This is a genomic window from Conyzicola sp. (assembly GCF_057073975.1).
Map to the genome: position 1 here is coordinate 1 of NZ_JBXMIS010000072.1, position 21120 is coordinate 21120.

A 21120-nucleotide genomic window follows, 5' to 3' on the forward strand; every position below is an offset into this window, starting at 1 on the left:
GTCGCCAACGCCGACCAGATGCTCATCGTCGTCGCCGCTGCCAACCCCGAGCCGCGAACGAGGCTCGTCGACCGGTATCTCGTGGCGGCGTTCGACGCGGGAATCGCCCCCATCCTCGTGATCACCAAGACCGACCTCGCCGACCCTGCCGAGTTTCTCGCGAACTTCGCCGGGCTCGACCTCGACGTGATCGAGAGCCGCAGCGACGACTTCCAGGTCGAGGCGGTGCGGGCGCGACTCGAGGGTCACACCACCGTCGCCGTCGGTCACTCGGGTGTCGGCAAGTCGACGCTCGTGAACGCGCTCGTGCCGGAGGCGAACCGCGCGGTCGGCCGCGTCAACGACGTGACGGGCCGCGGGCGGCACACGTCGTCATCCACCGTCTCGCTCCGCATCGGCACGGGCTGGATCGTCGACACCCCCGGCGTGCGGTCGTTCGGGCTCGGTCATATCGACCCCTCGAACATCCTTCGATCGTTCACCGACCTCGCCGCCCTCGCCGAGGAGTGCCCCCGCGGCTGCACCCACCTGCCCGACGCGCCCGACTGCGCGATCGTCGAGGGCGTGGAGGAGGGTAGGCTCGGCGAGCTCGGAGCGCAGCGGCTCGAGTCGTTCCAGCGGCTCATCACGACCCTCGGGTCGACGGCGTAGCCTTCGCTAGCCTGTAGTCGTGACCGACTACTCCCCTAGTGACGACCTGTCCCTTGCCCTCGCACTCGCCGCCGAGGCCGACCTCATCTCCCTCGAGCGATTCACGGCACTCGACCTCGTGGTCGAGACGAAGCCAGACAGAACACCGGTGACCGATGCCGACCAGGCGGTGGAGCGCAGCATCCGCGCCGGCATCGCTGCGGCGCGGCCGAACGACTCCATCCTCGGCGAGGAGTACGGGGAGCAGGGCACTGGCAGCCGTCAGTGGATCATCGATCCGATCGACGGAACAGCCAACTTCCTGCGCGGCGTTCCCATCTGGGCAACCCTCATCGCTCTTGCGGTCGACGGCGTGCCGGTCGTCGGTGTGGTCAGCTCCCCCGCCCTCGGAAAGCGCTGGTGGGCGGCTGCCGGGCACGGTGCCTTCGGCATGGAGCACGGCAAGGAGCCGCAGCGCCTTCAGGTCAGCAGGGTCGCAGAACTGCCCGACGCCGCCCTCAGCTACAACAACATCAAGGGCTGGGATGCGGCCGGTCACCTAGACAGCCTTGTCGACCTCCAAAGGCGGGTGTGGCGTGCGCAGTCGATCGGCGATGCGTGGGCCTATATGCTCGTCGCGGAGGGTCACCTGGACGCTGCCGGAGAGTGGGATATGAAACCGTATGACATTGCTGCACTGATTCCGATCGTTGAAGAAGCCGGGGGCCGTTTCAGCTCCCTCGCCGGTGAGACCGGGCCGTGGAGCGGCAGCGCTCTCGCGACCAACGGCCGCCTTCACGACGCCGTACTCTCGATCGTGGCGGCAGGCTGATGCGCCGCGTCACACGCACCGCCACCGTCCTTGCGGTAGCAGCGGTGCTGTCCATGGGTCTCAGCGGATGCAGCGCCATCGGCAACCTCATCTCTGGCGCGACAGAGGACGACGTCTTCACCCTCGCGGTCGGCGACTGCTTCGACTCGAACACCGAGACCGACTCCGGCGAGGACATCAACTCCGTGCCGACCGTCGACTGCGCCAAGCCGCACGACTACGAGGTCTACTCGAGCATCATCATGGACGACGAGACCTACCCGGGCGAGGAGGACACGATCGCCAAGGCCGACGCCCAGTGCCTCGGCGGCTTCGAGGGCTTCATCGGCCAGACGTACGACGAGGCCGTCACCTACGACTTCACGTACTTCTACCCGTCGACCGAGAGCTGGGAGCTCGGCGACCGCGAGATCCTGTGCATGATCGTCGAGATCGACGCCGATGGCCAGATCGTGAAGGTCACCGACTCCCTCGAGGGTGCCGGAGCGTAGCCATTCGGCTCTAGCCAGCTACATGCCGCTCGTCCGCCCCCACGTACTGCGACAGGGGGCGGATGAGCGCATTGGCAGCGGCCTGCTCCATGATGTGGGCCGTCCACCCGGTCACGCGGGACGCGACGAAGAGCGGCGTGAACGTGAGGGTGTCGAATCCCATCAGGTGGTAGGCCGGCCCGCTCGGGTAGTCGAGGTTCGGCTTGATGCCCTTGCGGGCATCCATCGCCGATTCCAGCGCCGAGTACAGCTCGGCGAGGTCTGGTCGGTCGTACTCCGCGACGAGCGTGTCGAGGGCCGCCTTCATCGTCGGAACCCGCGAGTCGCCGCTCTTGTAGACGCGGTGGCCGAAGCCCATGATCTTGCGCTTCTCCGCGAGGGCGGCATCCAGCCACGCTTCCGCCTTGTCGGCGGTGCCGATCTCGTCGAAGGCGAGCATGACCGCCTCGTTCGCACCGCCGTGCAGCGGGCCCTTGAGCGCTCCGATCGCCGCGGTCACCGCGGAGTAGAGGTCGGCGAGGGTGCTCGTGACGACGCGCGCCGTGAACGTGCTCGCGTTGAACGAGTGCTCCGCGTAGAGGATCATCGACACGTCGAAGGCCTTCACCACGGTGTCGCTCGGCACCTCGCCGAAGGTCATGTGGAGGAAGTTGGCTGAGTACCCGAGGTCGTCGCGCGGCTCGACGAGCTGCTCGCCGTGGCGGCGGCGCTGGTCGTAGGCGACGATCGACGGCACCTGCGCGAGCAGGTAGACGGCACGCCCCTCGTTGAGGCGGCGGTCGAGGGTGCCGTTCGGCTCGTTGAGCGTCGGGTCGGTCGCGCCGAGCACGCTGACCGCAGTGCGCACGACATCCATGGGATGCGCGGTGAGGGGAAGCTCGTCGATAACGCGCTTCACCCGCGGATCGAGAGCACGAAGCGAGCGCTCGAGCGCCTCGAAACCGGAGAGCTCGTCGGCGGTCGGCAGCTCGCCGTTCCACAGCAGCCACGCCACCTGCTCGAAGCTGCAGTGCTCCGCGAGCTCCTGCACCGGGTAGCCGCGGTAGAGCAGCGAATTGGTGTCTGGGTTGACCTTGGAGATTGCTGTCGTGTCGGCCACGACACCGGCGAGGCCCTTCCTGATGTCGATCGGTGCAGTGTCGGTCACGTCAGCTCCTGTTGTTCGAGAGGTCGAAGGTGAAGATGCCGTCGTCGAAGCGCGAGTAGGCCTCGTAGTCGACGAGCTCGTAGAGCCGAGCGCGGGTCTGCATCGACGGCACCGCGCTCGTGAGCGATCCCTCGGCGAGGATCGTGTCGAGACCGCGCTCTGCGGCACCCATGGCGAGGCGCAACAGCGACACCGGGTAGATCACGATGTTGACTCCGACGTCCTCCAGCTGCTGGTTGGTGAACAGCTCGCTCTTGCCGAACTCGGTCATGTTGGCCAGGATCGGCACGTCGACGGCCGCGCGGATGGCGGCGAACTCCTCGAGGCTCGCCATCGCCTCTGGGAAGATGGCGTCGGCCCCGGCGTCGACGAGCTGCTTCGCGCGGGTGACGGCAGCATCCAGTCCGTCGATGCCCCGGATGTCGGTGCGGGCCATCACGAGGAAGTTCGGGTCGCGGCGCGCCTCGACCGCCGCGCGGATGCGCTTGACCGCGGTGTCGGCATCGACGACCGCCTTGCCGTCGAGGTGCCCGCAGCGCTTGGGGTTGACCTGGTCTTCGAGGTGCAGGCCGGCGAGACCGGCATCCTCGATGACCTGCACGGTGCGGGCGACGTTCATCGGCTCGCCGAAGCCGGTGTCGGCGTCGACGAGGGAAGGGAGGTCGGTCACCCGGGCGATCTGGCCAGCGCGCTGGGCCACCTCGGTGAGCGTGGTGAGCCCGACGTCGGGAAGCCCGAGGTCGGCGCTGAGCACCGCCCCGGAGATGTAGACGCCCTCGAAGCCCTTCTGCTCGATGAGCTTCGCGCTCAGCGGGTTGAAGGCCCCGGGCAGGCGCAGCAGCTTTCCGCTGGCGAGCGCGGCGCGGAAAGCCGCACGCTTCTCATGCGGCGGGGTCGTCGCGTGCAGCATCAGAACAGTCCCTTCGGCGGGGTGGGCAGCCCGGTGGCGTTGACGGTGAGGCCGCCCAGATCGAGGGCAGAGAGCGACGGAAGTCGTTGCGCGAGATCGAGGAACCGCTCGGTCTCGGCCTGCTCAAGCACGCCGTCGGCGAGGGTGCGGAACTTCGCGATGTACTCAGCGCGGGCGAAGGGCCGCGCTCCCAGCGGGTGGGCATCCGCGACCGCGATCTCGTCAACGATGGTCTCGCCGCTCGTGAGGGTGATCTCGACGCGCCCGCCGAACGCCTTCTCTGCGGGATCGAGCGAGTGGTAGCGGCGGGTCCACTCCGCATCCTCGACGGTTGTCACCTTGTGCCACAGGGCGACGGTGTCGGGGCGGGCCGCGCGCTCTGGCGCGTAGGAGTCGACGTGGTGCCAGGCGGCATCCTGCAGAGCGACGGTGAAGATATACGGGATGGAGTGGTCGAGGGTCTCGCGCGATGCGGTCGGGTCGTACTTCTGCGGGTCGTTCGCGCCGGATCCGATGACGTAGTGCGTGTGGTGGCTCGTGGCGAGCACGATGCGCTCCACGTTCGCCGGGTCGGTGATCTCTGGATGCGCGGCACCGAGCCTTCGTGCGAGATCGATCCATGCCTGCGCCTGGTACTCGGCCGAGTGCTCCTTCGTGTACGAGTCGAGGATCGCGCGCTTGGCCTCCCCCGCCTCTGGCAGCGGAACCTCGTAGCGACCGGTCGGGCCGTCGAGCAGCCAGGCGATGACGCCGTCCTCTCCCTCCCAGATCGGGCTCGGGCTCGTCTGGCCCCGCATGGCGCGATCGACGGCCTCGATCGCCATCTTGCCGGCGAACGCGGGTGCGTACGCCTTCCACGTGGAGATCTCGCCCTTGCGGGACTGCCGAGTGGCAGTCGTCGTATGCAGGGCCTGCCCGATCGCCTGGTAGATCGTATCGACGGGAAGGCCGAGCAGGGTGCCGATGCCTGTCGCGGCGCTCGGGCCGAGGTGGGCAACGTGGTCGATCTTGTGCTTGTGCAGGCTGATCGCCGTGACGAGATCGATCTGAATCTCGTAGCCGGTCGCGATGGCACGCACGAGCTCTGCGCCAGTGCGGCCGGTGTGCTGGGCCACGGCGAGGATCGGCGGGATGTTGTCGCCGGGGTGCGAGTAGTCGGCCGCGAGGAAGGTGTCGTGGTAATCGAGCTCGCGCACGGCGACCCCGTTGGCCCATGCCGCCCACTCCGCACTGTAGCGACCGGCCGAGCCGAAGACCGTGCTGCCGGGAGCAGCGGAGTGCGCCTCGGCCTGGCCACGGGCAGCGACCACCGGCGCACGGCTGAGGGATGCGACGGCGACCGCGGCGTTGTCGATGACGCGGTTGATGACCATGTCGGTCACCTCATCCAGCACCTCTACCGGATCGGCGGCAACCTCGGCGATCTTCCAGGCGAGCTGCTCCTCACGAGGAAGGGCCTCCTCGCTTCGGTAGGTGCGCAGGGGGTGCAGCTTCATCGGAGCCTTCCGGTGGGACGGTGGATGACTCCACTCTCGCACGAAAGCCCTGTGCTCACATGGTGAGCAGCACGACGCCCTTCTTGTGTCCGCGCTCGACGTAGGCGTGTGCAGCGGCGGCGCGATCGAGTGGCAGCTCCTGGTCGATCACGGCGCGAAGGCCGCCGGCCGCGATGATGGCGCCGATGGCATCGAGCTCTGGCCGCACATCGGCGACGGGCCGAAGCCCGGTGAAGAGGATCGCCGCTCGTCTGCCACGGGATCGCCGCGTTGTCAGCATTCCGATGAGCACTCCGAGAGACGGCACGGTCGACAGGTAGATTCCCGTCGGTGCGAGCGCCCGCCTGGCTGCGCCGAAGCTCGATTTTCCTGCTGCGTCGAGCACGACGTCCCAGGTGCGGCCGGTGCGCGTGTAGTCGGTGGTCGTGTAGTCGATGACGTCGGACGCACCAAGAGAGCGCACCAGTGCGTCGTTGCCCGTGCTTGTCTGTGCCGTCACGACGGCGCCGAGCTGTACGGCAAGCTGCACGGCGACAGAACCAACCCCGCCCGATGCCCCTGTGACGAGGATGCTCTGGCCGGCTTGGAGCCGGGCACCGTCGCGCAGGAAGGGCAGCGCGGTGAGCGCCCCATCGAGGATCGCGGCCGCATCGACCAGACTGAGCCCGGCCGGCAGCCTGCCGAGCACTCCGGCCGCATCGGCGACGAGGTACTCTGCGTGCCCGCCGAAGTCTGCCGACGCTCCCCAGACCTCATCGCCGACCGCGAGGCCGACGACGCCGTCGCCGACCGCCTCGATCGTGCCGGCGAAGGTCGAACCGAGCACCGGCCACTTCGGCCGGGTGACGCCGAAGTAGAGGCGCGCGAACCACGGCGTGCCCGATCGGGCGGCGACGTCGGCGGCCGTGACCGGTGCTGCGGCAACCCGCACGAGCACCTGCCCGCTCGCCGCGACCGGCATGGTTCGCTCACCGAGGGAGACGACATCGGCCGACCCGTACTTCTCAAAGACTGCGGCGCGCATGGCGACCTCCTATGTAAATAAACTTTGACATGGATGACGGTACGACCCCGCCGCATCCATGTCAAGTTTTCTTTACTTGACGACGGCAACCACGATCTTGGATCTCGCGTGCTCCCGCCCGAAGCGCTGCATCGCCGCCGCACCCTCGTCGAGGGTGAACGTCGCCTCGACCTGCGGCGTCACCGAGCCGGAGTCGATGAGCGCCGCGAGCCGCTCGAGCCGCTCGAGCGTCGATCCGCCCACGAACGACACGATGCGCTGCCGCACCACGAGGTTGATCACGGCCGCACGCAGCAAGCGGCCGATCGGGCCGAGCACGGCACTGCCGCTCCCCGACGACAGCACGAGCGCGCCGCGGTCGGTGAGGGTTCTGCGCAGGACGCGCAGCGGGTGGTTGCCGACGAGGTCGAGCACGACGTCGTAGTGGATGCCCTCTGCAGTGAAGTCGGTGACCGTGTAGTCGATCACGCGGCTGGCACCCAACCGCTCTGCCTGCTCCGCGTTCCTCGCACTGCACACCGCCGTCACGTGTGCACCGAGGGCGACGGCGATCTGCACCGCGAAGGTGCCAACGCCTCCGGAGGCTCCGTTGATGAGAACCCGTTGGCCGGCCCGCACGGCTCCGACTTCGGCGATGGCCTGCAGCGCGGTCGCGCCGGCGAGCGGGGTCGCGGCCCAGTGCTCGAAGGAGAGGCGGGTGGGAGCACTCGCGAGCGAGCGCTCCGGTACGACGGCGAACTCGGCGAGGGTGCCAGAGGCACACTCGGCGAAGACCCTGTCGCCGATGGCGAAGCGAGTCACGCCCTCGCCGATGGCCGCGACGGTGCCGGCGACATCCCGGCCACGCACCTGCACCCGAGGCGCGGTGAGCCCGAAGGCGAGGCGCGCGATGTACGGCCTACCGGTCATGATGAACCAGTCCGCGGCATTGATGGATGCCGCATGAACCCGCACGAGCACCTCCCCCGGCGCAGCGCTCGGGGTGTCGATCTCGGCGACCTCCAGTGTCTCGGGCGTGCCGTAGGCATGCTGAAGCAGAGCCTTCATTGTGGTGTCCTTCTGTTGTAGGTGAGGAGTCAGCTGGCGCGACGGGCCCGGGCGAAGCCGTCGACGATATCGGTGAAGCTCAGTAGGCCGATGAAGACCGCAATGATCCAGGCGACGACTCCGTCTCCGCCCGGCCAGCCGGTGGCGGCGTAGAACGGCGGGTTGAGCAGGCGTCCGCTCAGCGCGAGCACGATGACCGGCACGGAGAAGAGCAGGCCGAGAACCGCATTGCCGAGCGCCTGGGCGTAGCCCCAGCCGACGTAGTGGCCGGCGAACGCCGACCCGATGCTCGCCACCATGAAGAAGCCGGCGAGCAGCAGGGCGCCCGAGTTCCACAAGCCAGGCTCGATGGCGCCGATCACGGCACCGCTCGCATCCCGCACCGGCCCGACGGTCTGCAGCACGACCAGTACCGCGGCGATGAGCGCCGCGACAGCGCTGCCGATGATGAGCGTGAGCGGGTCGAGGCCGCGCTCCGGCAGCGCCGTGCGCGCCAGGGGGTTCCACCCGTGCGCCCGCCGCGAGCGGAGGGCGGGAAGCCGCTCGATGATCGCGAACAGTGCGGTCGACCAGAACGCGATGTGGAATCCGGCGGTCACGGCAGCAACGACCGCATCTCGCGCCGCCGGCAGGAAGGCGCTGCCACCCTGCACGGCGACGAAGGCGACCACGACGAGCACGAGGGGCACGACGGTCGAGAGGGCAACGAGGAGCAGGCGCGAGTAGTCGGGGAAGAGGGCGGGGCCGATGAGGTGCAGCGGCCGATCCGCGTAGTCAGCGGCGAGGCGAACCGGATCGCCCAGCTCGGTGAGGGCAAGCACCTCCGCCTCTGCGGGGGTCGCGCCGGCCGCCCGCTGGCCATCGATCGCGTCGGCGATGAGAGCGCGCAGCTCAGTGTCGATGTCGGCCCGCTGGCCGGCAGCCAGTCGGCGAAGGGTTGCCGCAACATAGCGGTCGGTGAGGCTCGGTGTCATGATTCGTCCTTGAGGGCAGCGAAGGCGGACTGGAGTTGCTCCCAGTCGCGGATGAGCAGGTCGGCGACGGCGGAGCCGTCGTCGCTCGTGCGGTAGAACTTGCGAGGGCGTGACTCCTCGGTGTTCCACTCGCTCGTGAGCAGCCCCTGCGCCTCGAGGCGGCGCAGCAGCGGGTAAAGCGTGTTGGCGTCGACGGCGAACCCCTTGGCGTCGAGGGCCTCGAGAAGCGCGTAGCCGTAGTCGGGGATGCGCAGCACAAGGAGGCAGGCAAGCACAACGGAACCCCGGCGGAGCTCCTGGCGGTGCGTGGCAAGCACGTCGTCGTCGATCATTGTGAAACTATATTGTGTGTCACACACTATTGTCTAGTGCTACCTTCCGCGAGCCGCCGCAGCGCTCCATCGCCGGGTTGCTAGCCTCAACCGGTGACAACAGACGACCGCTACGGCTCCGACGTTCTTGCCGGCTTCACCACACGCCCGAAGCGCGCGGAACTGCCGATCGTCGAGGCCGTCGCCGACCTCGTAGTCGAGGAGACGGCAACCGACTTCTGCGGCGCGGTGGTGCGCATCGAGGGCCGCCTGGTCGAGCTGGAGGACCGCCTCGGCCGTCGGCGCATGTTCCCGCTCGGTCCCGGCTTCCTCGTCGACGGGGTCGCGGTCGCCCTTCGTGCCCCGCGAACGAAGCCGACGGGGCTGCTGCGCACAGCATCCGGATCCATTGCCGGTGAGCAGGAACGCGCGCGCGTCGCTCGCGCCAGCCGCATCCTCGTCGAAGGACGCCACGACGCAGAGCTCGTCGAGAAGGTCTGGGGCACCGACCTTCGCCGCGAGGGCGTCGTCGTCGAGTACCTCGAGGGCGTCGACCACCTCGAGCAGGTGCTCGCAGAGTTTCGTCCGGCCGAGGGCCGACGGGTCGGCGTTCTCGTCGACCACCTCGTCGCCGGGTCGAAGGAGAGCCGCATCGCCGAGGCGGTTGCCGCGGGGCCGAACGGGCGCCACGTGCTCGTGGTCGGGCATCCGTTCATCGACATCTGGCAGGCCGTGAAGCCTGCGCGACTCGGCATAGCGGCATGGCCCGTCATTGCCCGCGGCACCGAGTGGAAGCACGGAGTGTGCGAAGCGCTCGGCTGGGCGCACGACGACCAGGCTGACATCGCGGCCGCATGGCAGCGCATCCTGTCGCGCGTGAGCACGTATGCCGATCTCGAGCCCTCGCTGCTCGGTCGGGTCGAGCAGCTCATCGACTTCGTCGCTGCCGACTAACAGCCGCTGCTCGAGCGCCAGAACTGGCGAAAAACGACGTAGAGAACGGGAAATAGGCGAGCGCTATAGTCGGGCTATGACAGCCGTGCGACGTGAACCCCGTCGGCGCGAGGGCACCAAGCAGCGCAGAGAAGACATCCTCAAGGCCGCGCTGGCCACCTTCGGCAGCAAGGGATACAACAACGGTCCGCTCACCGAGATTGCCGAGCAGGTCGAGATGACCCACGCCGGAATCCTGCACCACTTCGGGTCGAAAGACCAGCTGCTGCTCGAGGTGCTTCGCTACCGCGACGAGAGCGACGTCGCCAACCTCGAGGGCAAGCACATCCCTGACGGCATCGAGCTGTTCATGCACCTCGTCACGACCGCGAAGCTCAACATGGAGCGACCGGGAATCGTGCAGGCCTACGCCGTGCTCTCCGCCGAGTCGGTCACCGACGACCACCCGGCGCGCGAGTTCTTCGAGGTGCGCTACCGCACCCTCCGCGCCGAGGTCGGCGACGCGTTCCGCGTCATGTGCGCACAGAACGGCGTCGTCGACGAGCGGGCGATCGAGTACGGAGCCGCGTCGATCCTCGCCGTCATGGACGGGCTGCAGGTGCAGTGGCTGCTGCAGCCAGACGAACTCGACCTTGGTGCTGCGACGGAATTCGCCATCCGTGCGATCGTCGACTCCGTGATCAATCCGAACCCGCGCGAACTCGGCGCCCGCGACTAGCGGGTCTCCTCAACAACGCGCGACAACCGACCAATGGTGGAGATGCGGGGAATTGAACCCCGGTCCACTGCTGTAATTCTGCGCCTTCTACGGGCGTAGCTTGTGAAAGCGTTCTGCTCGGCTCCGGAATTTGCCACAAGCACCTAAACCGACGAGCCCAGCCATAGTAAAAGTCCCTCGCAGCCCTAAGGCGTAGCTACGAAGCAATCTCTCTAGATAACGCCAGGCACCGGGTAGAGAGCATCCCCGGACTGACGGACTTCATGTGCTAGTTGCTGCTAGGCAGCAAGAGCGAAGTCAGTGCGCTTGGAATCGGCACTTATTGTTTGCAGGCTGCGTTAACGAGATAACCCTGCATCCTCGACCCGCTTCTCGCAGTTTTGCAGGCAATGTCGAAACCGATCATCCCCATGCCTACCGCGCCGTGGTGTCGCCACGCACGGTCACAGCCGGTCGTTGTCGCGCGCTGTTGAGTTGTCAAGACTGCTCGTGGAGCAGCCCTCTATTCTAGGACAAAAGGAGGCACCATGCCAGAGACGGTCATCACAGTTCAGGGACACCACTCGGCCTGGTACCCGGCGGAGCGGGCGACCGTGACGGTGGCCGTGAGCATCGACGGGCCAGACCGCGACGCGGTCTTCGCCGCGGCGAGGAGCGCTGCCGACGCCGTGCAGGCATCCATCGCTCCCCTGCACGACGCAGAGGTCGGTCCGATCACGCGGTGGTCTGCCGACAGTATCCGCGTCTGGTCGGATCGTCCGTGGAGCAGCACGGGCGAGCAGCTCGACCTCGTGCACCACGCGAGCCTCGACCTGACCGCCCGGTTCTCCGGTTTCGACGAGCTCTCGAGCTGGATCGAGTCGGTCGTTGCCGTCGAGGGCGCGAGCATCGTCGGCATCGACTGGTCGCTCAGCGAGGCGAGACGAGCAACCGCGGCAACCGAGGCGCGATCGCGGGCTGTGAAGGATGCCGTGGCCAAGGCCATCGTCTACGCCCAGTCCATCGGTCTCGGCTCCGTCACCGCGACCGCCATCGCCGACCCCGGCATGCTCGGCGACAGCGCCACTCCCCCGGTCGGCATGGAGCCCCGCATGGCTATGAAGATGGACGCGTCGCCGGCGGGCGGGGCAACGCTCGCGCTCAAACCCCAGCAGATCGAGGTCGCGGCCTCGGTCGACGCCCGCTTCGTCGCGGCCTAGCCGCCGAATTCACCTCGCGTTAATAGCGCGACCTCTAGGCTTCGACCAAGGCACACAACCAGGAGGAACCCCATGGGCGCATTCGACGAGGCACAGGACAGCATTGCCGAGGGCTTCGAGACCGCGAAGGACGCCGTCGAAGAGGCCGCCGAGTTCGTCAAGGACAAGTCGGAGGACGCGGCCGAGTTCATCGTGAGCAAGGCCGGCGAGGCCAAGGACTTCATCGCGGGCAAGGTGAGCGACGACGAGGATGACGTCACCCCGCCAGCCGCCGGCTAGCAAGCCCTAGTCGCCGAGGTTGCGGCGTGCGCCCATGGCGCGGTCGGCCTCGCGCTTGTCCTGCCGCTCGCGCAGAGTCTGGCGCTTGTCGTACTCGCGCTTGCCCTTGGCCACCGCGAGCTCGACCTTGGCGTTGCCGTCGCTGAAGTAGATGCGCAGCGGCACCAGGGTGTAGCCGCCCTCCTTCACCTTGTTGTGGATCTTGAGGATCTGGGCCTTGTGCAGCAGCATCTTGCGCTTGCGGCGTGGAGGGTGGTTGTTCCAGGAGCCCTGGTTGAACTCGGGAATGTGCACGGCATCCAGCCATGCCTCTCCGCCGTCGATGAACCCGTAGCCGTCGACGAGCGAGGCACGACCGGCGCGCAACGACTTGACCTCGGTGCCCGTGAGCACGAGGCCTGCTTCGTAGGTGTCCTCGATCGTGTAATCGTGGCGGGCCTTGCGGTTGCTTGCGACAACCGTCTGGCCCTTCTCGCGTGGCATGGGGTCTCTCCTGGTGGGGTGCACGCCGTCTGCGCGCAGCCGTTCAGTCTATATAGAGATCAGACCTTCAGGTACCGGTTGATGGCGAATCCGGCCGAGGCGGCTGCAAGGATGCCACCGAGCACGATCAGTATGGGAACGACCAGCACCGCGTCATCCAATCCCACCAGCGTGGTCTGCGGGCCGAGCGTGTCGGCGAGGTAGCCCCGCACGAAGAAGTGCACGATCGCCACGATCGCCCCACCGGCGAGCAGCGACCCGATGAGCGCCGCGAACACCCCCTCGAGAATGAATGGCGTCTGGATGAATCGGTTGGAGGCCCCGACGAGCCGCATGATGCCAAGCTCGCGCCGTCGGGAGAACGCGCTGAGCCGGATGGTCGTGGCGATGAGCAGCACGGCAGCGATGAGCATGAGCACGGCGAGACCGATGGCGGTGTAGCTCGCGGCGTTGAGCACGGCGAAGATCTGGTCGAGGTAGCCGCGCTGGTCGACCACCTCCTGCACACCCGGTTGCCCGGTGAGACTCTCGATGATCGCGTCGGCCTGGTCTGGGTTCTTGAGGTTGACCCGGAAGCTCTCGTTCATGAGCTCTGGCGTCATGAAGGTCGCGAGCTCGTTGTCGCCGAACTGCTTCTGGAAGTTCGCGAAGGCCTCGTCGTGCGACTCGAAGGTGAAGTCGTCGACGAAGGGCTCGAGGGTCGGCGACTCGAGCTGCGCCTTCACCGAGGCGATCTGCTCCTCGGTTGCCTCCTGCTGGGCGCAGTTGCCGAAGTTGTTCGTCTCGGTGCAGAGGAACACGGCGACCTGTGCCCTGTCGTACCAGTACCCCTTCATCTGCACGATCTGCAGCTGCAGCAGCATCGCCGCACCGACGAAGGTGAGCGAGATGAAGGTGACGAGGATGACTGAGATCACCATCGAGACGTTGCGACGAAGGCCGTTGGCCGCCTCGCCGAGAACGAGCCCGAGCCTCACTGCTGCTCCCCCGTGCTCGTCGCAGGCGCGCCACGCTCGCCAAACCCGAACGACTGGATGGGCACGGTCGTGGTCTGATAGCCGCCCTTGCGCTCGTCGCGCACGATCTGCCCGTTGATGAGCTCGATGACCCGTCGCTTCATCTGGTCGACGATTCCGGCGTCGTGGGTTGCCATGACGACGGTCGTTCCACCGAGGTTGATGCGCTCGAGCAGCGTCATGATGCCGGCGCTGGTCGCCGGATCGAGGTTACCTGTCGGCTCGTCGGCGAGCAGCACCGCCGGCTTGTTGACGATCGCGCGGGCGATAGCCACCCGCTGCTGCTCTCCACCAGAGAGCTCATGGGGAAAGCGCGCGGTCTTGCCGGCGAGGCCGACCATCTTCAGCACATCGGGCACGGCCTCCTGAATGAAGCCCTTGCTCTTGCCGATCACCTGGAGCGTGAAGGCGACGTTGTCGAAGACGGTCTTCTGCGGCAGCAGCCGGAAGTCCTGGAACACCACGCCGAGGTTGCGGCGAAAGTACGGCACCTTGCGGGTCGACAGGGTCGTGAGCTGTTGTCCGAGCACGTGGATGTCGCCGCGCGACGGCTTCTCCTCGCGCAGCACGAGCCGAAGGAAGCTGGACTTGCCCGACCCGCTGGCGCCGACGAGGAAGACGAACTCGCCCTTGAGGATCTCGAGGCTCACGTTGTTGAGCGCCGGCCGAGGGTTGCTGGAGTACAGCTTGGAGACGTTGTCGAAGCGGATCATCGCAAGCGAGCCTAAGCACGGCTGGCGGCTTCACCCGCTGCGACACCCGCAATCCGGCGGAGCCAAGGGTTTTCCCGGGGCAGAAGATGGGGGATGCCCCCGTGTCGCTGACAGGTGCCCGGATTCTACGGTTGCCACCGTGACCACCTACACCCAGACTCCCCCCGTCGCTGCAGCCGCTATCCGCCGTCCGTCCACCGTCCGTCGACGCATCGGAGCCGTCTGGATCGCCCTGTCGTCCCTCGCGATCGTCGGCTTCGCGCTCAGCACCTACACGTCGGGCACGATCGCCGCCCTCGCGGCCGACGGGGTCGCGCTCGCCCCGCACTACTCGACACTGCCGGAGTTCTTCCACTTCGTGCTGTACGTGCACATCGGCGGTGCCGCTCTCGCGCTGCTGCTCGGTCCGCTGCAGTTTGCGACGGCACTGCGGTCGCGCTTCACCCGGCTGCACCGCTGGTCTGGCCGCGTCTACATCCTCGCCGTGCTCATCGCGGGGGTCGCCGGCCTCATCCTCTCCCCCGTCAACGAGGCCGGGTTCGTCGGCTTCTTCGGCTTCGGCGCCCTCGCCGTGCTCTGGATCGTCACCGCCGTCAGCGCCTACCGCACCGCGAGGGCTGGCGACTACCGTGCCCACCGCGCGTGGATGATCCGCAACTTCGCCCTGACCTACGCCGCGGTGACGCTGCGGCTCTGGCTGGGCATCCTCGTCGCCGTGCACCTCGCCGTCGGCCTCGAGGGCTCGCAGGCCTTCGCCAATGCCTACGCGGCCGTGCCGTTTCTCGCCTGGCTGCCCAACCTCGTCGTCGCAGAGATCATGATCGCCCGGCGCGGCCTTCCCGGCCTTCGCTGGAGCGGCGCGAGCCGCACCGTCACTGCTCGGTAGCGACTAGGAGTTGCGCACCGCGACGAGCTCTGCCTCGACCAGGATCTGCGGGTCGATGAACGGCAGCGCGTGCACGAGGGTGAAGGCCGGCCGGATCTCGCCGAAGACCTCTCCGTGGGCCCGCGTGGCCTCAGCCCAGTTCTCGAAGTCGGAGACATAGAGCTTGGACTGCACGACATCCGCGAGCGAGAAGCCGTTCTCCTCGAGGATGCGGCCGAGCATGGCGAGCACGTGGGCCGTCTGCTCGTAGAGGTCGGGTGAGACAACCGTGCCGTCGGGCCCGGTCGCGGCCGACGCGGAGGTGTAGATCGTGTCGTTGACGACGACGGCGCGGGAGTACCCGAGCTTCGCCTCCCACGGGGAGCCGGAGGTGATGAGTTTTCTGGCCATTAGTCTTCTACCGCTCTCTTGCGCCACTTGATGCCCGCGTTGATGAAACCGTCGAGCTCTCCGTCGAAGACCTTCGACGGGTTGCCCTCCTCGTACTCAGTGCGCAGGTCTTTCACCATCTGGTACGGCGCGAGCACGTAGCTGCGCATCTGGTCGCCCCAGCTCGCGGTGATGGTGCCGGCGAACTCCTTCTTCGTGGCGGCCTCCTGCTCCTTCTGGATGATGAGGAGGCGCGACTGCAGCACGCGCATGGCGGCCGCCCGGTTCTGAATCTGGCTCTTCTCGTTCTGCATGCTCACGACGGTTCCCGTCGGAAGGTGCGTCAGGCGCACGGCAGAGTCGGTCGTGTTGACCGACTGGCCGCCGGGGCCGGAGGAGCGGAAGACGTCGACCCGGATGTCGGACTCGGGAATGTCGATGACCGCGGCCTCCTCGAGCAGCGGGATCACCTCTACCGCCGCGAAGCTCGTCTGGCGCTTGCCGGCTGCGCCGAAGGGGCTCATGCGCACGAGGCGGTGGGTTCCTGCCTCGACGCTGAGGGTGCCGAAGGCGTACGGGGCATCGATCTCGAAGGTCGCCGACTTGATGCCGGCCTCTTCTGCGTAGCTCGTGTCCATGACGGTCACGGCGTACTTGTGCTTCTCTGCCCAGCGCAGGTACATGCGCATGAGCATCTCGGCGAAGTCGGCCGCGTCGACGCCGCCGGCGCCCGACCGGATGGTGACAACCGCCGGCCTGTCGTCGTACTCCCCGTTGAGCAGGGTCTGCACCTCGAGGTCGCCGATGACCTTCTGAATGCTCTCGAGCTCTGCCTTGACCTCGGCGCCCGCAGCCTCGTCGTTCTCCTCGTTGGCGAGCTCGACGAGCACCTCGATGTCGTCGAGGCGCGACTCGATGCTCATGATGCGCGCGAGCTCCCCCTGCCGGTGGCTCAGCGCGCTCGTGACCTTCTGCGCCTTCTCTGTGTCGTCCCAGAGGTCGGGAACGCCCGCCTGTTCGCTGAGGTCGGCGATCTCTGCCTCGAGCCGCTGCACCCCGATTACAGACCGGATGTCGGCGAAAGTGGAACGGAGGGCGGCTACCTGTTCGGCAATATCAAGCTCGATCATGTCGCAGCGAGTCTACCGTCGGCGGGGTGGTAGAACGCTTGCGGCCCCCTCACGGGGGAATGTCGCGCCCCCGTTTCGAGGCCTAGGGTGACTCCTATGAGTGTTCGCCAACGCAGGCAGTTGCATCGCGTCGTCGATTCAGTGAGCCGACTCGTTCCAGAGCTGTCGCCCCGCATCATCGAGCCTGCCGCTGACAAGCAGAAGGCTCTCGGCATCGCCGACGAGACGCTGCTGGTGCGTGTTGGCACGAACCGCGTCATCACCCTCAGCGCGACGGAGAAGGGCGAGTGGACGATCCAGGAGTTCGACTCCATCACCGGCGACCTCGTGCCCGTGTGGTCGGAGACGGCAGACGTGGATGACAGTGTCATTCCGACGATGGTGCTCGCCGCTGCCGTCGGCAGCCTCGAGGAGCAGCTCGCCTGGACCGGCGAGACCGAGGTGCACCCAGACATGCGCCCGATCCTCGCGAACCAGCTCGCGGTGCTGCGCCAGCGCATGAGCATGTCGACCGGCGAGATCGCGATCGCCGAATCCGAGGCCGCAAGCCTCGAGCTCGAGGACTCCGTCGGCTGACCCTTCCTTTCAGCCGAAGACGCTGCGCCCGAGCGCAGTGACCTCGATCGGAAACCCCTCCGGCACGAGCAGTGAGACGACCGGCGGGCTCCACCGCGCACTCAGGGTGACGGTCGCAGAGCGGCCGTCGACTGTGTGCGCGCTCACCACTCGCAGCTGGTCGAAGCCGGCGACCGGGGCCTCGGCGAGGTAGCCGGTGACGGCCGCCGCGACATCCTCTGACTCGAGGATGGGGCGCGCGCCCTGCGCCGTCATCGCCACCGTCTGCAGGTCGAACGCCTCTGCCCCCACGAGCGCCGCCCCGTCGGCGAGCGTGAACAGCCTCTTGCGCTCGAGGTAGAGCGAGGTCGCCGCGGTGACGAGCAGCACGAGCACCAGGGAGAGAAACCCGTAGAAGATCGTGAGCAGCAGGGTCGAGCCCTCGTCATCGCTCGGCGTCATCGGGCGCCCCAGAATCGCGAGACCTGCTGCGTCGCCGTCGAGCTGACCGGGATAGACAACGGGGTGTCGATAGCCAGCACCGGTGGCACCAGCGGAAGCGCGATCGTCGTCTCGACCGTGACCGTCACAAAGCCGCGACGGGTGAGGCACGGCGACTCCGTGCAGCTGACCTCGACGTCGACCGCGGAATCCTGCAGGCCGTAGTCGGCGAGGGCGAACTCGATGGCCCGGCCCGCGGCGGCATCCGCATCGGCGGAGTCCTCGCCCTGCACATAGACACGCGCGGCCTGGCGTGCCGCCCCTTCGACCGCGAAGGCTCCCGCCTGCAGAGCCGCAAGGGTGAGCACGAGGTAGACCATCGGAAGCAGGAGGAGCAACCCTGCGGTGATGAACTCGAGGGAGGCGGAACCCTCGTCGCCAACCGCGAGCGACTCAGTCGAGCGTCTCGACGGCTGCATGCCCGCTCACCTCCAGGCCCTGGTCGATTCCGACGAGCCCGATGAGCGGCATCGGCGTGCGCACGGTGACGATCGAGGCGGGGTGGCCGAGGTAGCTGCCGTAGCTCGCGCTGACGTCGGTCGCGTAGTCGGGGCCGAGGGCCGTGGTGATGAGGTCTGTCGTTCTGGTCACGCCATCCTGCAGCGTGTTGTCGGCGAGGGCTCCGAAGCGCGCACCCTCGGCGGCAGCGTCGACAACCGTGTTGCGAACGTGGAGGGCGAGACCGAGCTGGAGCACCGAGAGGGTCATGATGGTGAGCAGGGCGCCGACCATGACGAACTCGGCCGCTGCCGAACCCTCATCGTCGCGCGGGCTCGACACTAGAAGCCGACGACGCGGTCGATCGCCTGCTCGAACACCTGGCTGAGCGCTGGCCCGGCGATGGCCCAGATGACGATGACGAGTCCTCTGGTGTTGAGGTAGTGAGCAGCCGTCCGTAAACCGGCCACCTACTCCTCAGACCAAACGAGGAGTAACCCATGAAACCACGCGCAGCGCTCTACCTCCGCCTATCGGTAGCTCAGGACGAAGTCCAGTCCGACTCGATCCGTCGGCAGGAAGCCGACCTTCAGGCTCTCGCCGAGCGCGAGGGCTGGGACGTCGTCCGGGTCCTGACCGACGACGGACTCTCCGGCCGCAAGGTCCGGGCCAACGCGACCGAGGCGCTCCGGATGCTTCGCGAGCGCGAGGTAGAGGTCCTCGCCGTCTGGAAGCTTGACAGGTTCACTCGACAGGGTCTCTCGGCGATCGGCGACCTAGTCGAAACGCTCGACGCGACTCCCGGCTCTCTCTTCGTCGCCCTTCAGGACGGCCTCCGGTCCAATCAAGCCGCGTGGCGCCTCGTCGCCGCCGTCCTCTCCGAGGTGGCTCGCACGGAGGCCGACAACACTTCCGCGCGTGTCTCGGCGAGCATCCGGTCGAACCGCGCGGACGGCCGATACGTCGGCGGGACGGTGCCCTTCGGCTTCCGCCCTGCCCCTCGCGAGGAAGGCGGCCGAACTCTAAAGCCCTACCCGCCGGAGGTCGAGGTCGTCCGCGAGTTCTCCGGCCGCATTCTCGGCGGGGAGTCTCAGGCTTCCATGATTGCCGACCTCCAGAGTCGCGGCATCCCGACGACGCGCAGCGCGTACCGCGTGGCGCAGTTGAACGCTCTCGACCCGGCGGGCCTCGATCGCGGCTCGTGGTCGTACGCCGGTCTAAATGCCGTCTGGACGGGCGAGAGCCTTCTCGGCCGTCTCTCTCGGAGCCGCCCTGTCGTCGGTCCGGACGGGAAGACCCGGAAGGTCTGGGAGCTTGTCCGGGACGCTGACGGGGCACCGTTGGCCGCCTACGAGCCGATCCTCGACGTCGTCACGGTCGAGCGCCTCCGCGCGCACCTACGCGACCCGAAGAACCCCACGAGCCGCCGAGGCCCCCGCCGCGAGCGCCAAGCTCGGCTCCTCTCGGGCCTGATCTTTTGCGACGATTGCGGACAGAAGCTTTGGGTCACGACGTCGGGCGGTCGGACCGTTTACACCTGTTCGATTCGGGCCGGTCGTTGCCTCGGTCCGAACATGAAGGTAGAGAATGCGGACCGGGCTGTCTCGGAGGCTTTCCTCGCCGTCGCTGGCTCGTGGCCCGAGGTCGACGAGGTCGAGGAGGTCACAGCTCCGGCCACCGTCGCGGCGCTCGCAGACACAGAGGCCGCAATCCGGGAGGCCCTCGCGGAACTCCAGTCAGACGGAGTAGACGGGACCGCGATCCTCCGCCGCGTCGACGCCCTGAAGGTACAGCGAGCCGAACTTCAGGCGATCCCGAGCGCCGTCACGACCCGACTTGTCCCGACCGGCCGCCTCGTCGCCGAAGCGTGGGCCGACTCTTCGGACGATCTCCGTCGCCGGATGCTAGCTGTCGCCCTCGATCACGTCACCCTCTCGCTGACGGAAACCAAGGGACGGACGGGCTATCACCCCGAGCGGGTCAAGATTCGCTGGCTCTCGTAGAAGGGTGACGGCGAGGGCTTAGAGCGTGTAAACGGCTCCGCAGGGCCGATTCCGGTCCGAATGCGTGACGAAGTGACGGAAGTGACGCTCTCTCCCTATACCTGTATATGTTTTCTCTCTCTTTAACACCTATAGGTAAACAGAGTCACTTCCGTCACTTCGTCACTTTCCCTCCTCGGCGCCGTGAGCAGCTCTCGCCCCGGCGGCCACCTCCTCCAGCATGACCACGCCAGCCCCTCACACTGACCGCGCCGCGCGCGCCGCCGCCTTCGTCGCCAAGCTCGCCGCACAGTACGACAACGAGGACCGCGATCTCACTCGCGCAGCCCTAGGCCGTCTGGGGCGGCTACAGGCCGTCTCCGGGAAGGTGTGCTCGAAGTGCGACAAGAAGAAGCCCCTCTCGGCCTTCGGCGTCGACGGCAGGAAGGCAAACGGCCTGAAGCCCGCGTGCCGCGAATGCCACGCCAAGGCAGGCCGCGAGCGCCGCTCGAAGTAACCGCATGGTGCGCCACTGGCCACCTTCTCTAGTAAGAGGGAAAAGAAGTTGAACAGGTCTTCTCGCCCCTCCCCTCGCGAATCCCGGCGCGTAGGCGGGCACCGGCTCGCCGCAGGCGGTGGACATGTCTCTATGACGAGAGTGTCCACCGCCTCCCCCTTTTTGCGCGCTGACCGTACGCACGCACAAACCACACTCCGAGGAGGAGCAACGATGAACCTCTGCGAATACTGCGGCGTCGATTTCGACGGCCGCTCGCTTGCTCGCTTTTGCACGCCAGCCCACCGCGCCGCACATCACAGGGAGGCACGAGCCAGCCACCGCGACACGGTCGAGCAGCTCCTCCTCCAAGCGGCGCGCGCCCACGTCAACGGCGCTGACGCCGCTGTCCTCGACCGGGTAGCCGCCGAGACAGAACGCGTCCTAGGCGTGTCCGTGCGAGAACTGGTGCCCGCGTGACTCCGGGCGAAGTCATGCTCTGGGCGCTCGCCGTAGTGGTGTGCGTCGGCGCAGCTCGC

At 67.4% G+C, this 21120-nt stretch carries 27 protein-coding genes and 1 other RNA gene; 11 read left to right on the forward strand and 17 right to left on the reverse strand.

Going from position 1 to position 21120, the window contains the following annotated elements:
• The 3 genes from rsgA to AC14A7_RS06510 all read left to right on the forward strand — a co-directional run.
• Window positions 1–651: ribosome small subunit-dependent GTPase A (rsgA, locus tag AC14A7_RS06500; protein ID WP_484007377.1), on the forward strand; the 651-nt coding region annotated here is incomplete at its 5' end.
• 19 nt (window positions 652–670) lie between these two features.
• On the forward strand, window positions 671–1462 hold the full coding sequence (locus tag AC14A7_RS06505; RefSeq protein WP_484007379.1) for an inositol monophosphatase family protein: 792 nt from the start codon (window positions 671–673) through the stop codon (window positions 1460–1462).
• Window positions 1462–1953 carry a septum formation family protein gene (locus tag AC14A7_RS06510; RefSeq protein ID WP_484007381.1) on the forward strand — a complete coding sequence of 164 codons (492 nt, stop codon included), beginning with the start codon at window positions 1462–1464 and terminating at the stop codon, window positions 1951–1953. The genes AC14A7_RS06505 and AC14A7_RS06510 overlap by 1 nt, the downstream gene beginning before the upstream one ends.
• A gap of 10 nt (window positions 1954–1963) precedes the next feature.
• Here AC14A7_RS06510 and AC14A7_RS06515 read toward each other — a convergent pair whose 3' ends face one another.
• From AC14A7_RS06515 to AC14A7_RS06545, 7 genes are all read right to left on the reverse strand, one after another.
• Complete coding sequence (locus AC14A7_RS06515; protein WP_484007383.1) at window positions 1964–3100, reverse strand: bifunctional 2-methylcitrate synthase/citrate synthase; 1137 nt, start codon at window positions 3098–3100, stop codon at window positions 1964–1966.
• Window position 3101: 1 nt separating this feature from the next.
• Entirely contained in the window at window positions 3102–4010 is a 909-nt protein-coding gene (gene prpB, locus AC14A7_RS06520) for a methylisocitrate lyase (RefSeq protein ID WP_484007385.1), read from the reverse strand.
• On the reverse strand, window positions 4010–5506 hold the full coding sequence (locus tag AC14A7_RS06525) for an MmgE/PrpD family protein (RefSeq protein ID WP_484007387.1): 1497 nt from the start codon (window positions 5504–5506) through the stop codon (window positions 4010–4012). The genes prpB and AC14A7_RS06525 overlap by 1 nt, the downstream gene beginning before the upstream one ends.
• A gap of 55 nt (window positions 5507–5561) precedes the next feature.
• Window positions 5562–6530 carry a quinone oxidoreductase family protein gene (locus tag AC14A7_RS06530; protein WP_484007389.1) on the reverse strand — a complete coding sequence of 323 codons (969 nt, stop codon included), beginning with the start codon at window positions 6528–6530 and terminating at the stop codon, window positions 5562–5564.
• 72 nt (window positions 6531–6602) lie between these two features.
• Complete coding sequence (locus AC14A7_RS06535; protein ID WP_484007391.1) at window positions 6603–7577, reverse strand: NAD(P)-dependent alcohol dehydrogenase; 975 nt, start codon at window positions 7575–7577, stop codon at window positions 6603–6605.
• Between the two features lie 29 nt (window positions 7578–7606).
• Window positions 7607–8551: a permease prefix domain 1-containing protein gene (locus AC14A7_RS06540; RefSeq protein ID WP_484007393.1), complete on the reverse strand. Its 945-nt coding sequence runs from the start codon at window positions 8549–8551 to the stop codon at window positions 7607–7609.
• On the reverse strand, window positions 8548–8883 hold the full coding sequence (locus AC14A7_RS06545) for a PadR family transcriptional regulator (RefSeq protein WP_484007395.1): 336 nt from the start codon (window positions 8881–8883) through the stop codon (window positions 8548–8550). Before AC14A7_RS06545 ends, AC14A7_RS06540 begins: the two co-directional genes overlap by 4 nt.
• A 93-nt stretch (window positions 8884–8976) precedes the next feature.
• Here AC14A7_RS06545 and AC14A7_RS06550 point away from each other — a divergent pair, with 93 nt between their 5' ends.
• Window positions 8977–9816: a DUF3097 domain-containing protein gene (locus tag AC14A7_RS06550; protein ID WP_484007397.1), complete on the forward strand. Its 840-nt coding sequence runs from the start codon at window positions 8977–8979 to the stop codon at window positions 9814–9816.
• 76 nt (window positions 9817–9892) lie between these two features.
• A complete protein-coding gene (locus AC14A7_RS06555) occupies window positions 9893–10534 on the forward strand; it encodes a TetR/AcrR family transcriptional regulator (RefSeq protein ID WP_484007399.1) in 642 nt (213 codons plus the stop codon).
• A 34-nt stretch (window positions 10535–10568) separates the two neighbouring features.
• On the opposite strand, the gene ssrA is transcribed toward AC14A7_RS06555, so the two are convergent.
• Window positions 10569–10944: a transfer-messenger RNA gene (ssrA, locus tag AC14A7_RS06560) on the reverse strand.
• Between the two features lie 117 nt (window positions 10945–11061).
• On the opposite strand from ssrA, the gene AC14A7_RS06565 reads away from it, so the two are divergent.
• Both AC14A7_RS06565 and AC14A7_RS06570 read left to right on the forward strand, forming a co-directional pair.
• A complete protein-coding gene (locus AC14A7_RS06565) occupies window positions 11062–11733 on the forward strand; it encodes an SIMPL domain-containing protein (RefSeq protein WP_484007401.1) in 672 nt (223 codons plus the stop codon).
• A gap of 72 nt (window positions 11734–11805) precedes the next feature.
• Entirely contained in the window at window positions 11806–12012 is a 207-nt protein-coding gene (locus AC14A7_RS06570; protein ID WP_484007403.1) for a hypothetical protein, read from the forward strand.
• A 6-nt stretch (window positions 12013–12018) separates the two neighbouring features.
• Here AC14A7_RS06570 and smpB read toward each other — a convergent pair whose 3' ends face one another.
• Genes smpB through ftsE form a run of 3 tightly spaced genes read right to left on the reverse strand, consistent with a single transcriptional unit; the run spans window position 12019 to window position 14224 of the window.
• The gene (gene smpB / locus AC14A7_RS06575) at window positions 12019–12495 is read right to left on the reverse strand and encodes an SsrA-binding protein SmpB (protein ID WP_484007405.1); all 477 of its coding nucleotides are present in this window, start codon (window positions 12493–12495) and stop codon (window positions 12019–12021) included.
• Between the two features lie 59 nt (window positions 12496–12554).
• Entirely contained in the window at window positions 12555–13472 is a 918-nt protein-coding gene (gene ftsX / locus AC14A7_RS06580; protein WP_484007407.1) for a permease-like cell division protein FtsX, read from the reverse strand.
• Window positions 13469–14224 (reverse strand): cell division ATP-binding protein FtsE, encoded by a 756-nt coding sequence (gene ftsE / locus AC14A7_RS06585; protein ID WP_484007409.1) that lies wholly within the window; start codon window positions 14222–14224, stop codon window positions 13469–13471. The genes ftsX and ftsE overlap by 4 nt, the downstream gene beginning before the upstream one ends.
• 139 nt (window positions 14225–14363) lie before the next feature.
• Here ftsE and AC14A7_RS06590 point away from each other — a divergent pair, with 139 nt between their 5' ends.
• Window positions 14364–15110, forward strand: coding sequence for a DUF2306 domain-containing protein (locus AC14A7_RS06590; protein ID WP_484007411.1), 747 nt, complete (start codon window positions 14364–14366; stop codon window positions 15108–15110).
• Between the two features lie 3 nt (window positions 15111–15113).
• Here AC14A7_RS06590 and AC14A7_RS06595 read toward each other — a convergent pair whose 3' ends face one another.
• Together AC14A7_RS06595 and prfB are read right to left on the reverse strand one after the other, a co-directional pair.
• A complete protein-coding gene (locus tag AC14A7_RS06595; RefSeq protein WP_484007413.1) occupies window positions 15114–15500 on the reverse strand; it encodes a RidA family protein in 387 nt (128 codons plus the stop codon).
• Entirely contained in the window at window positions 15500–16609 is a 1110-nt protein-coding gene (gene prfB / locus AC14A7_RS06600) for a peptide chain release factor 2 (protein WP_484007415.1), read from the reverse strand. Before prfB ends, AC14A7_RS06595 begins: the two co-directional genes overlap by 1 nt.
• A gap of 141 nt (window positions 16610–16750) precedes the next feature.
• Between prfB and AC14A7_RS06605 the strand changes: the two genes are divergently transcribed.
• Window positions 16751–17185: a hypothetical protein gene (locus AC14A7_RS06605; protein ID WP_484007417.1), complete on the forward strand. Its 435-nt coding sequence runs from the start codon at window positions 16751–16753 to the stop codon at window positions 17183–17185.
• Window positions 17186–17194: 9 nt separating this feature from the next.
• Here AC14A7_RS06605 and AC14A7_RS06610 read toward each other — a convergent pair whose 3' ends face one another.
• From AC14A7_RS06610 to AC14A7_RS06625, 4 genes are read right to left on the reverse strand one after another with little or no spacing between them, the layout of a single operon-like run.
• Complete coding sequence (locus AC14A7_RS06610) at window positions 17195–17626, reverse strand: pilus assembly protein TadG-related protein (RefSeq protein ID WP_484007419.1); 432 nt, start codon at window positions 17624–17626, stop codon at window positions 17195–17197.
• On the reverse strand, window positions 17623–18084 hold the full coding sequence (locus AC14A7_RS06615; protein WP_484007421.1) for a hypothetical protein: 462 nt from the start codon (window positions 18082–18084) through the stop codon (window positions 17623–17625). The genes AC14A7_RS06610 and AC14A7_RS06615 overlap by 4 nt, the downstream gene beginning before the upstream one ends.
• On the reverse strand, window positions 18059–18445 hold the full coding sequence (locus AC14A7_RS06620; RefSeq protein WP_484007423.1) for a TadE family protein: 387 nt from the start codon (window positions 18443–18445) through the stop codon (window positions 18059–18061). Before AC14A7_RS06620 ends, AC14A7_RS06615 begins: the two co-directional genes overlap by 26 nt.
• Window positions 18445–18573 carry a hypothetical protein gene (locus AC14A7_RS06625; RefSeq protein ID WP_484007455.1) on the reverse strand — a complete coding sequence of 43 codons (129 nt, stop codon included), beginning with the start codon at window positions 18571–18573 and terminating at the stop codon, window positions 18445–18447. The genes AC14A7_RS06620 and AC14A7_RS06625 overlap by 1 nt, the downstream gene beginning before the upstream one ends.
• A 30-nt stretch (window positions 18574–18603) precedes the next feature.
• On the opposite strand from AC14A7_RS06625, the gene AC14A7_RS06630 reads away from it, so the two are divergent.
• Window positions 18604–20106: a recombinase family protein gene (locus AC14A7_RS06630; protein ID WP_484007425.1), complete on the forward strand. Its 1503-nt coding sequence runs from the start codon at window positions 18604–18606 to the stop codon at window positions 20104–20106.
• Window positions 20107–20326: 220 nt separating this feature from the next.
• On the forward strand, window positions 20327–20602 hold the full coding sequence (locus tag AC14A7_RS06635) for a hypothetical protein (RefSeq protein ID WP_484007427.1): 276 nt from the start codon (window positions 20327–20329) through the stop codon (window positions 20600–20602).
• Window positions 20603–21120: the final 518 nt, after the last annotated feature.

What these genes read in the sequence shown, in the direction of transcription:
- AC14A7_RS06510 (WP_484007381.1), top strand. Translation starts at nt 1,462, where the DNA reads ATGCGCCGCGTCACACGCACCGCCACCGTCCTTGCGGTAGCAGCGGTG.
- prpB (WP_484007385.1), bottom strand. Translation starts at nt 4,010, where the DNA reads ATGCTGCACGCGACGACCCCGCCGCATGAGAAGCGTGCGGCTTTCCGC.
- AC14A7_RS06525 (WP_484007387.1), bottom strand. Translation starts at nt 5,506, where the DNA reads ATGAAGCTGCACCCCCTGCGCACCTACCGAAGCGAGGAGGCCCTTCCT.
- AC14A7_RS06530 (WP_484007389.1), bottom strand. Translation starts at nt 6,530, where the DNA reads ATGCGCGCCGCAGTCTTTGAGAAGTACGGGTCGGCCGATGTCGTCTCC.
- AC14A7_RS06535 (WP_484007391.1), bottom strand. Translation starts at nt 7,577, where the DNA reads ATGAAGGCTCTGCTTCAGCATGCCTACGGCACGCCCGAGACACTGGAG.
- AC14A7_RS06540 (WP_484007393.1), bottom strand. Translation starts at nt 8,551, where the DNA reads ATGACACCGAGCCTCACCGACCGCTATGTTGCGGCAACCCTTCGCCGA.
- AC14A7_RS06545 (WP_484007395.1), bottom strand. Translation starts at nt 8,883, where the DNA reads ATGATCGACGACGACGTGCTTGCCACGCACCGCCAGGAGCTCCGCCGG.
- AC14A7_RS06555 (WP_484007399.1), top strand. Translation starts at nt 9,893, where the DNA reads ATGACAGCCGTGCGACGTGAACCCCGTCGGCGCGAGGGCACCAAGCAG.
- AC14A7_RS06565 (WP_484007401.1), top strand. Translation starts at nt 11,062, where the DNA reads ATGCCAGAGACGGTCATCACAGTTCAGGGACACCACTCGGCCTGGTAC.
- AC14A7_RS06570 (WP_484007403.1), top strand. Translation starts at nt 11,806, where the DNA reads ATGGGCGCATTCGACGAGGCACAGGACAGCATTGCCGAGGGCTTCGAG.
- smpB (WP_484007405.1), bottom strand. Translation starts at nt 12,495, where the DNA reads ATGCCACGCGAGAAGGGCCAGACGGTTGTCGCAAGCAACCGCAAGGCC.
- ftsE (WP_484007409.1), bottom strand. Translation starts at nt 14,224, where the DNA reads ATGATCCGCTTCGACAACGTCTCCAAGCTGTACTCCAGCAACCCTCGG.
- AC14A7_RS06595 (WP_484007413.1), bottom strand. Translation starts at nt 15,500, where the DNA reads ATGGCCAGAAAACTCATCACCTCCGGCTCCCCGTGGGAGGCGAAGCTC.
- prfB (WP_484007415.1), bottom strand. Translation starts at nt 16,609, where the DNA reads ATGATCGAGCTTGATATTGCCGAACAGGTAGCCGCCCTCCGTTCCACT.
- AC14A7_RS06610 (WP_484007419.1), bottom strand. Translation starts at nt 17,626, where the DNA reads ATGACGCCGAGCGATGACGAGGGCTCGACCCTGCTGCTCACGATCTTC.
- AC14A7_RS06615 (WP_484007421.1), bottom strand. Translation starts at nt 18,084, where the DNA reads ATGCAGCCGTCGAGACGCTCGACTGAGTCGCTCGCGGTTGGCGACGAG.
- AC14A7_RS06630 (WP_484007425.1), top strand. Translation starts at nt 18,604, where the DNA reads ATGAAACCACGCGCAGCGCTCTACCTCCGCCTATCGGTAGCTCAGGAC.
- AC14A7_RS06635 (WP_484007427.1), top strand. Translation starts at nt 20,327, where the DNA reads ATGACCACGCCAGCCCCTCACACTGACCGCGCCGCGCGCGCCGCCGCC.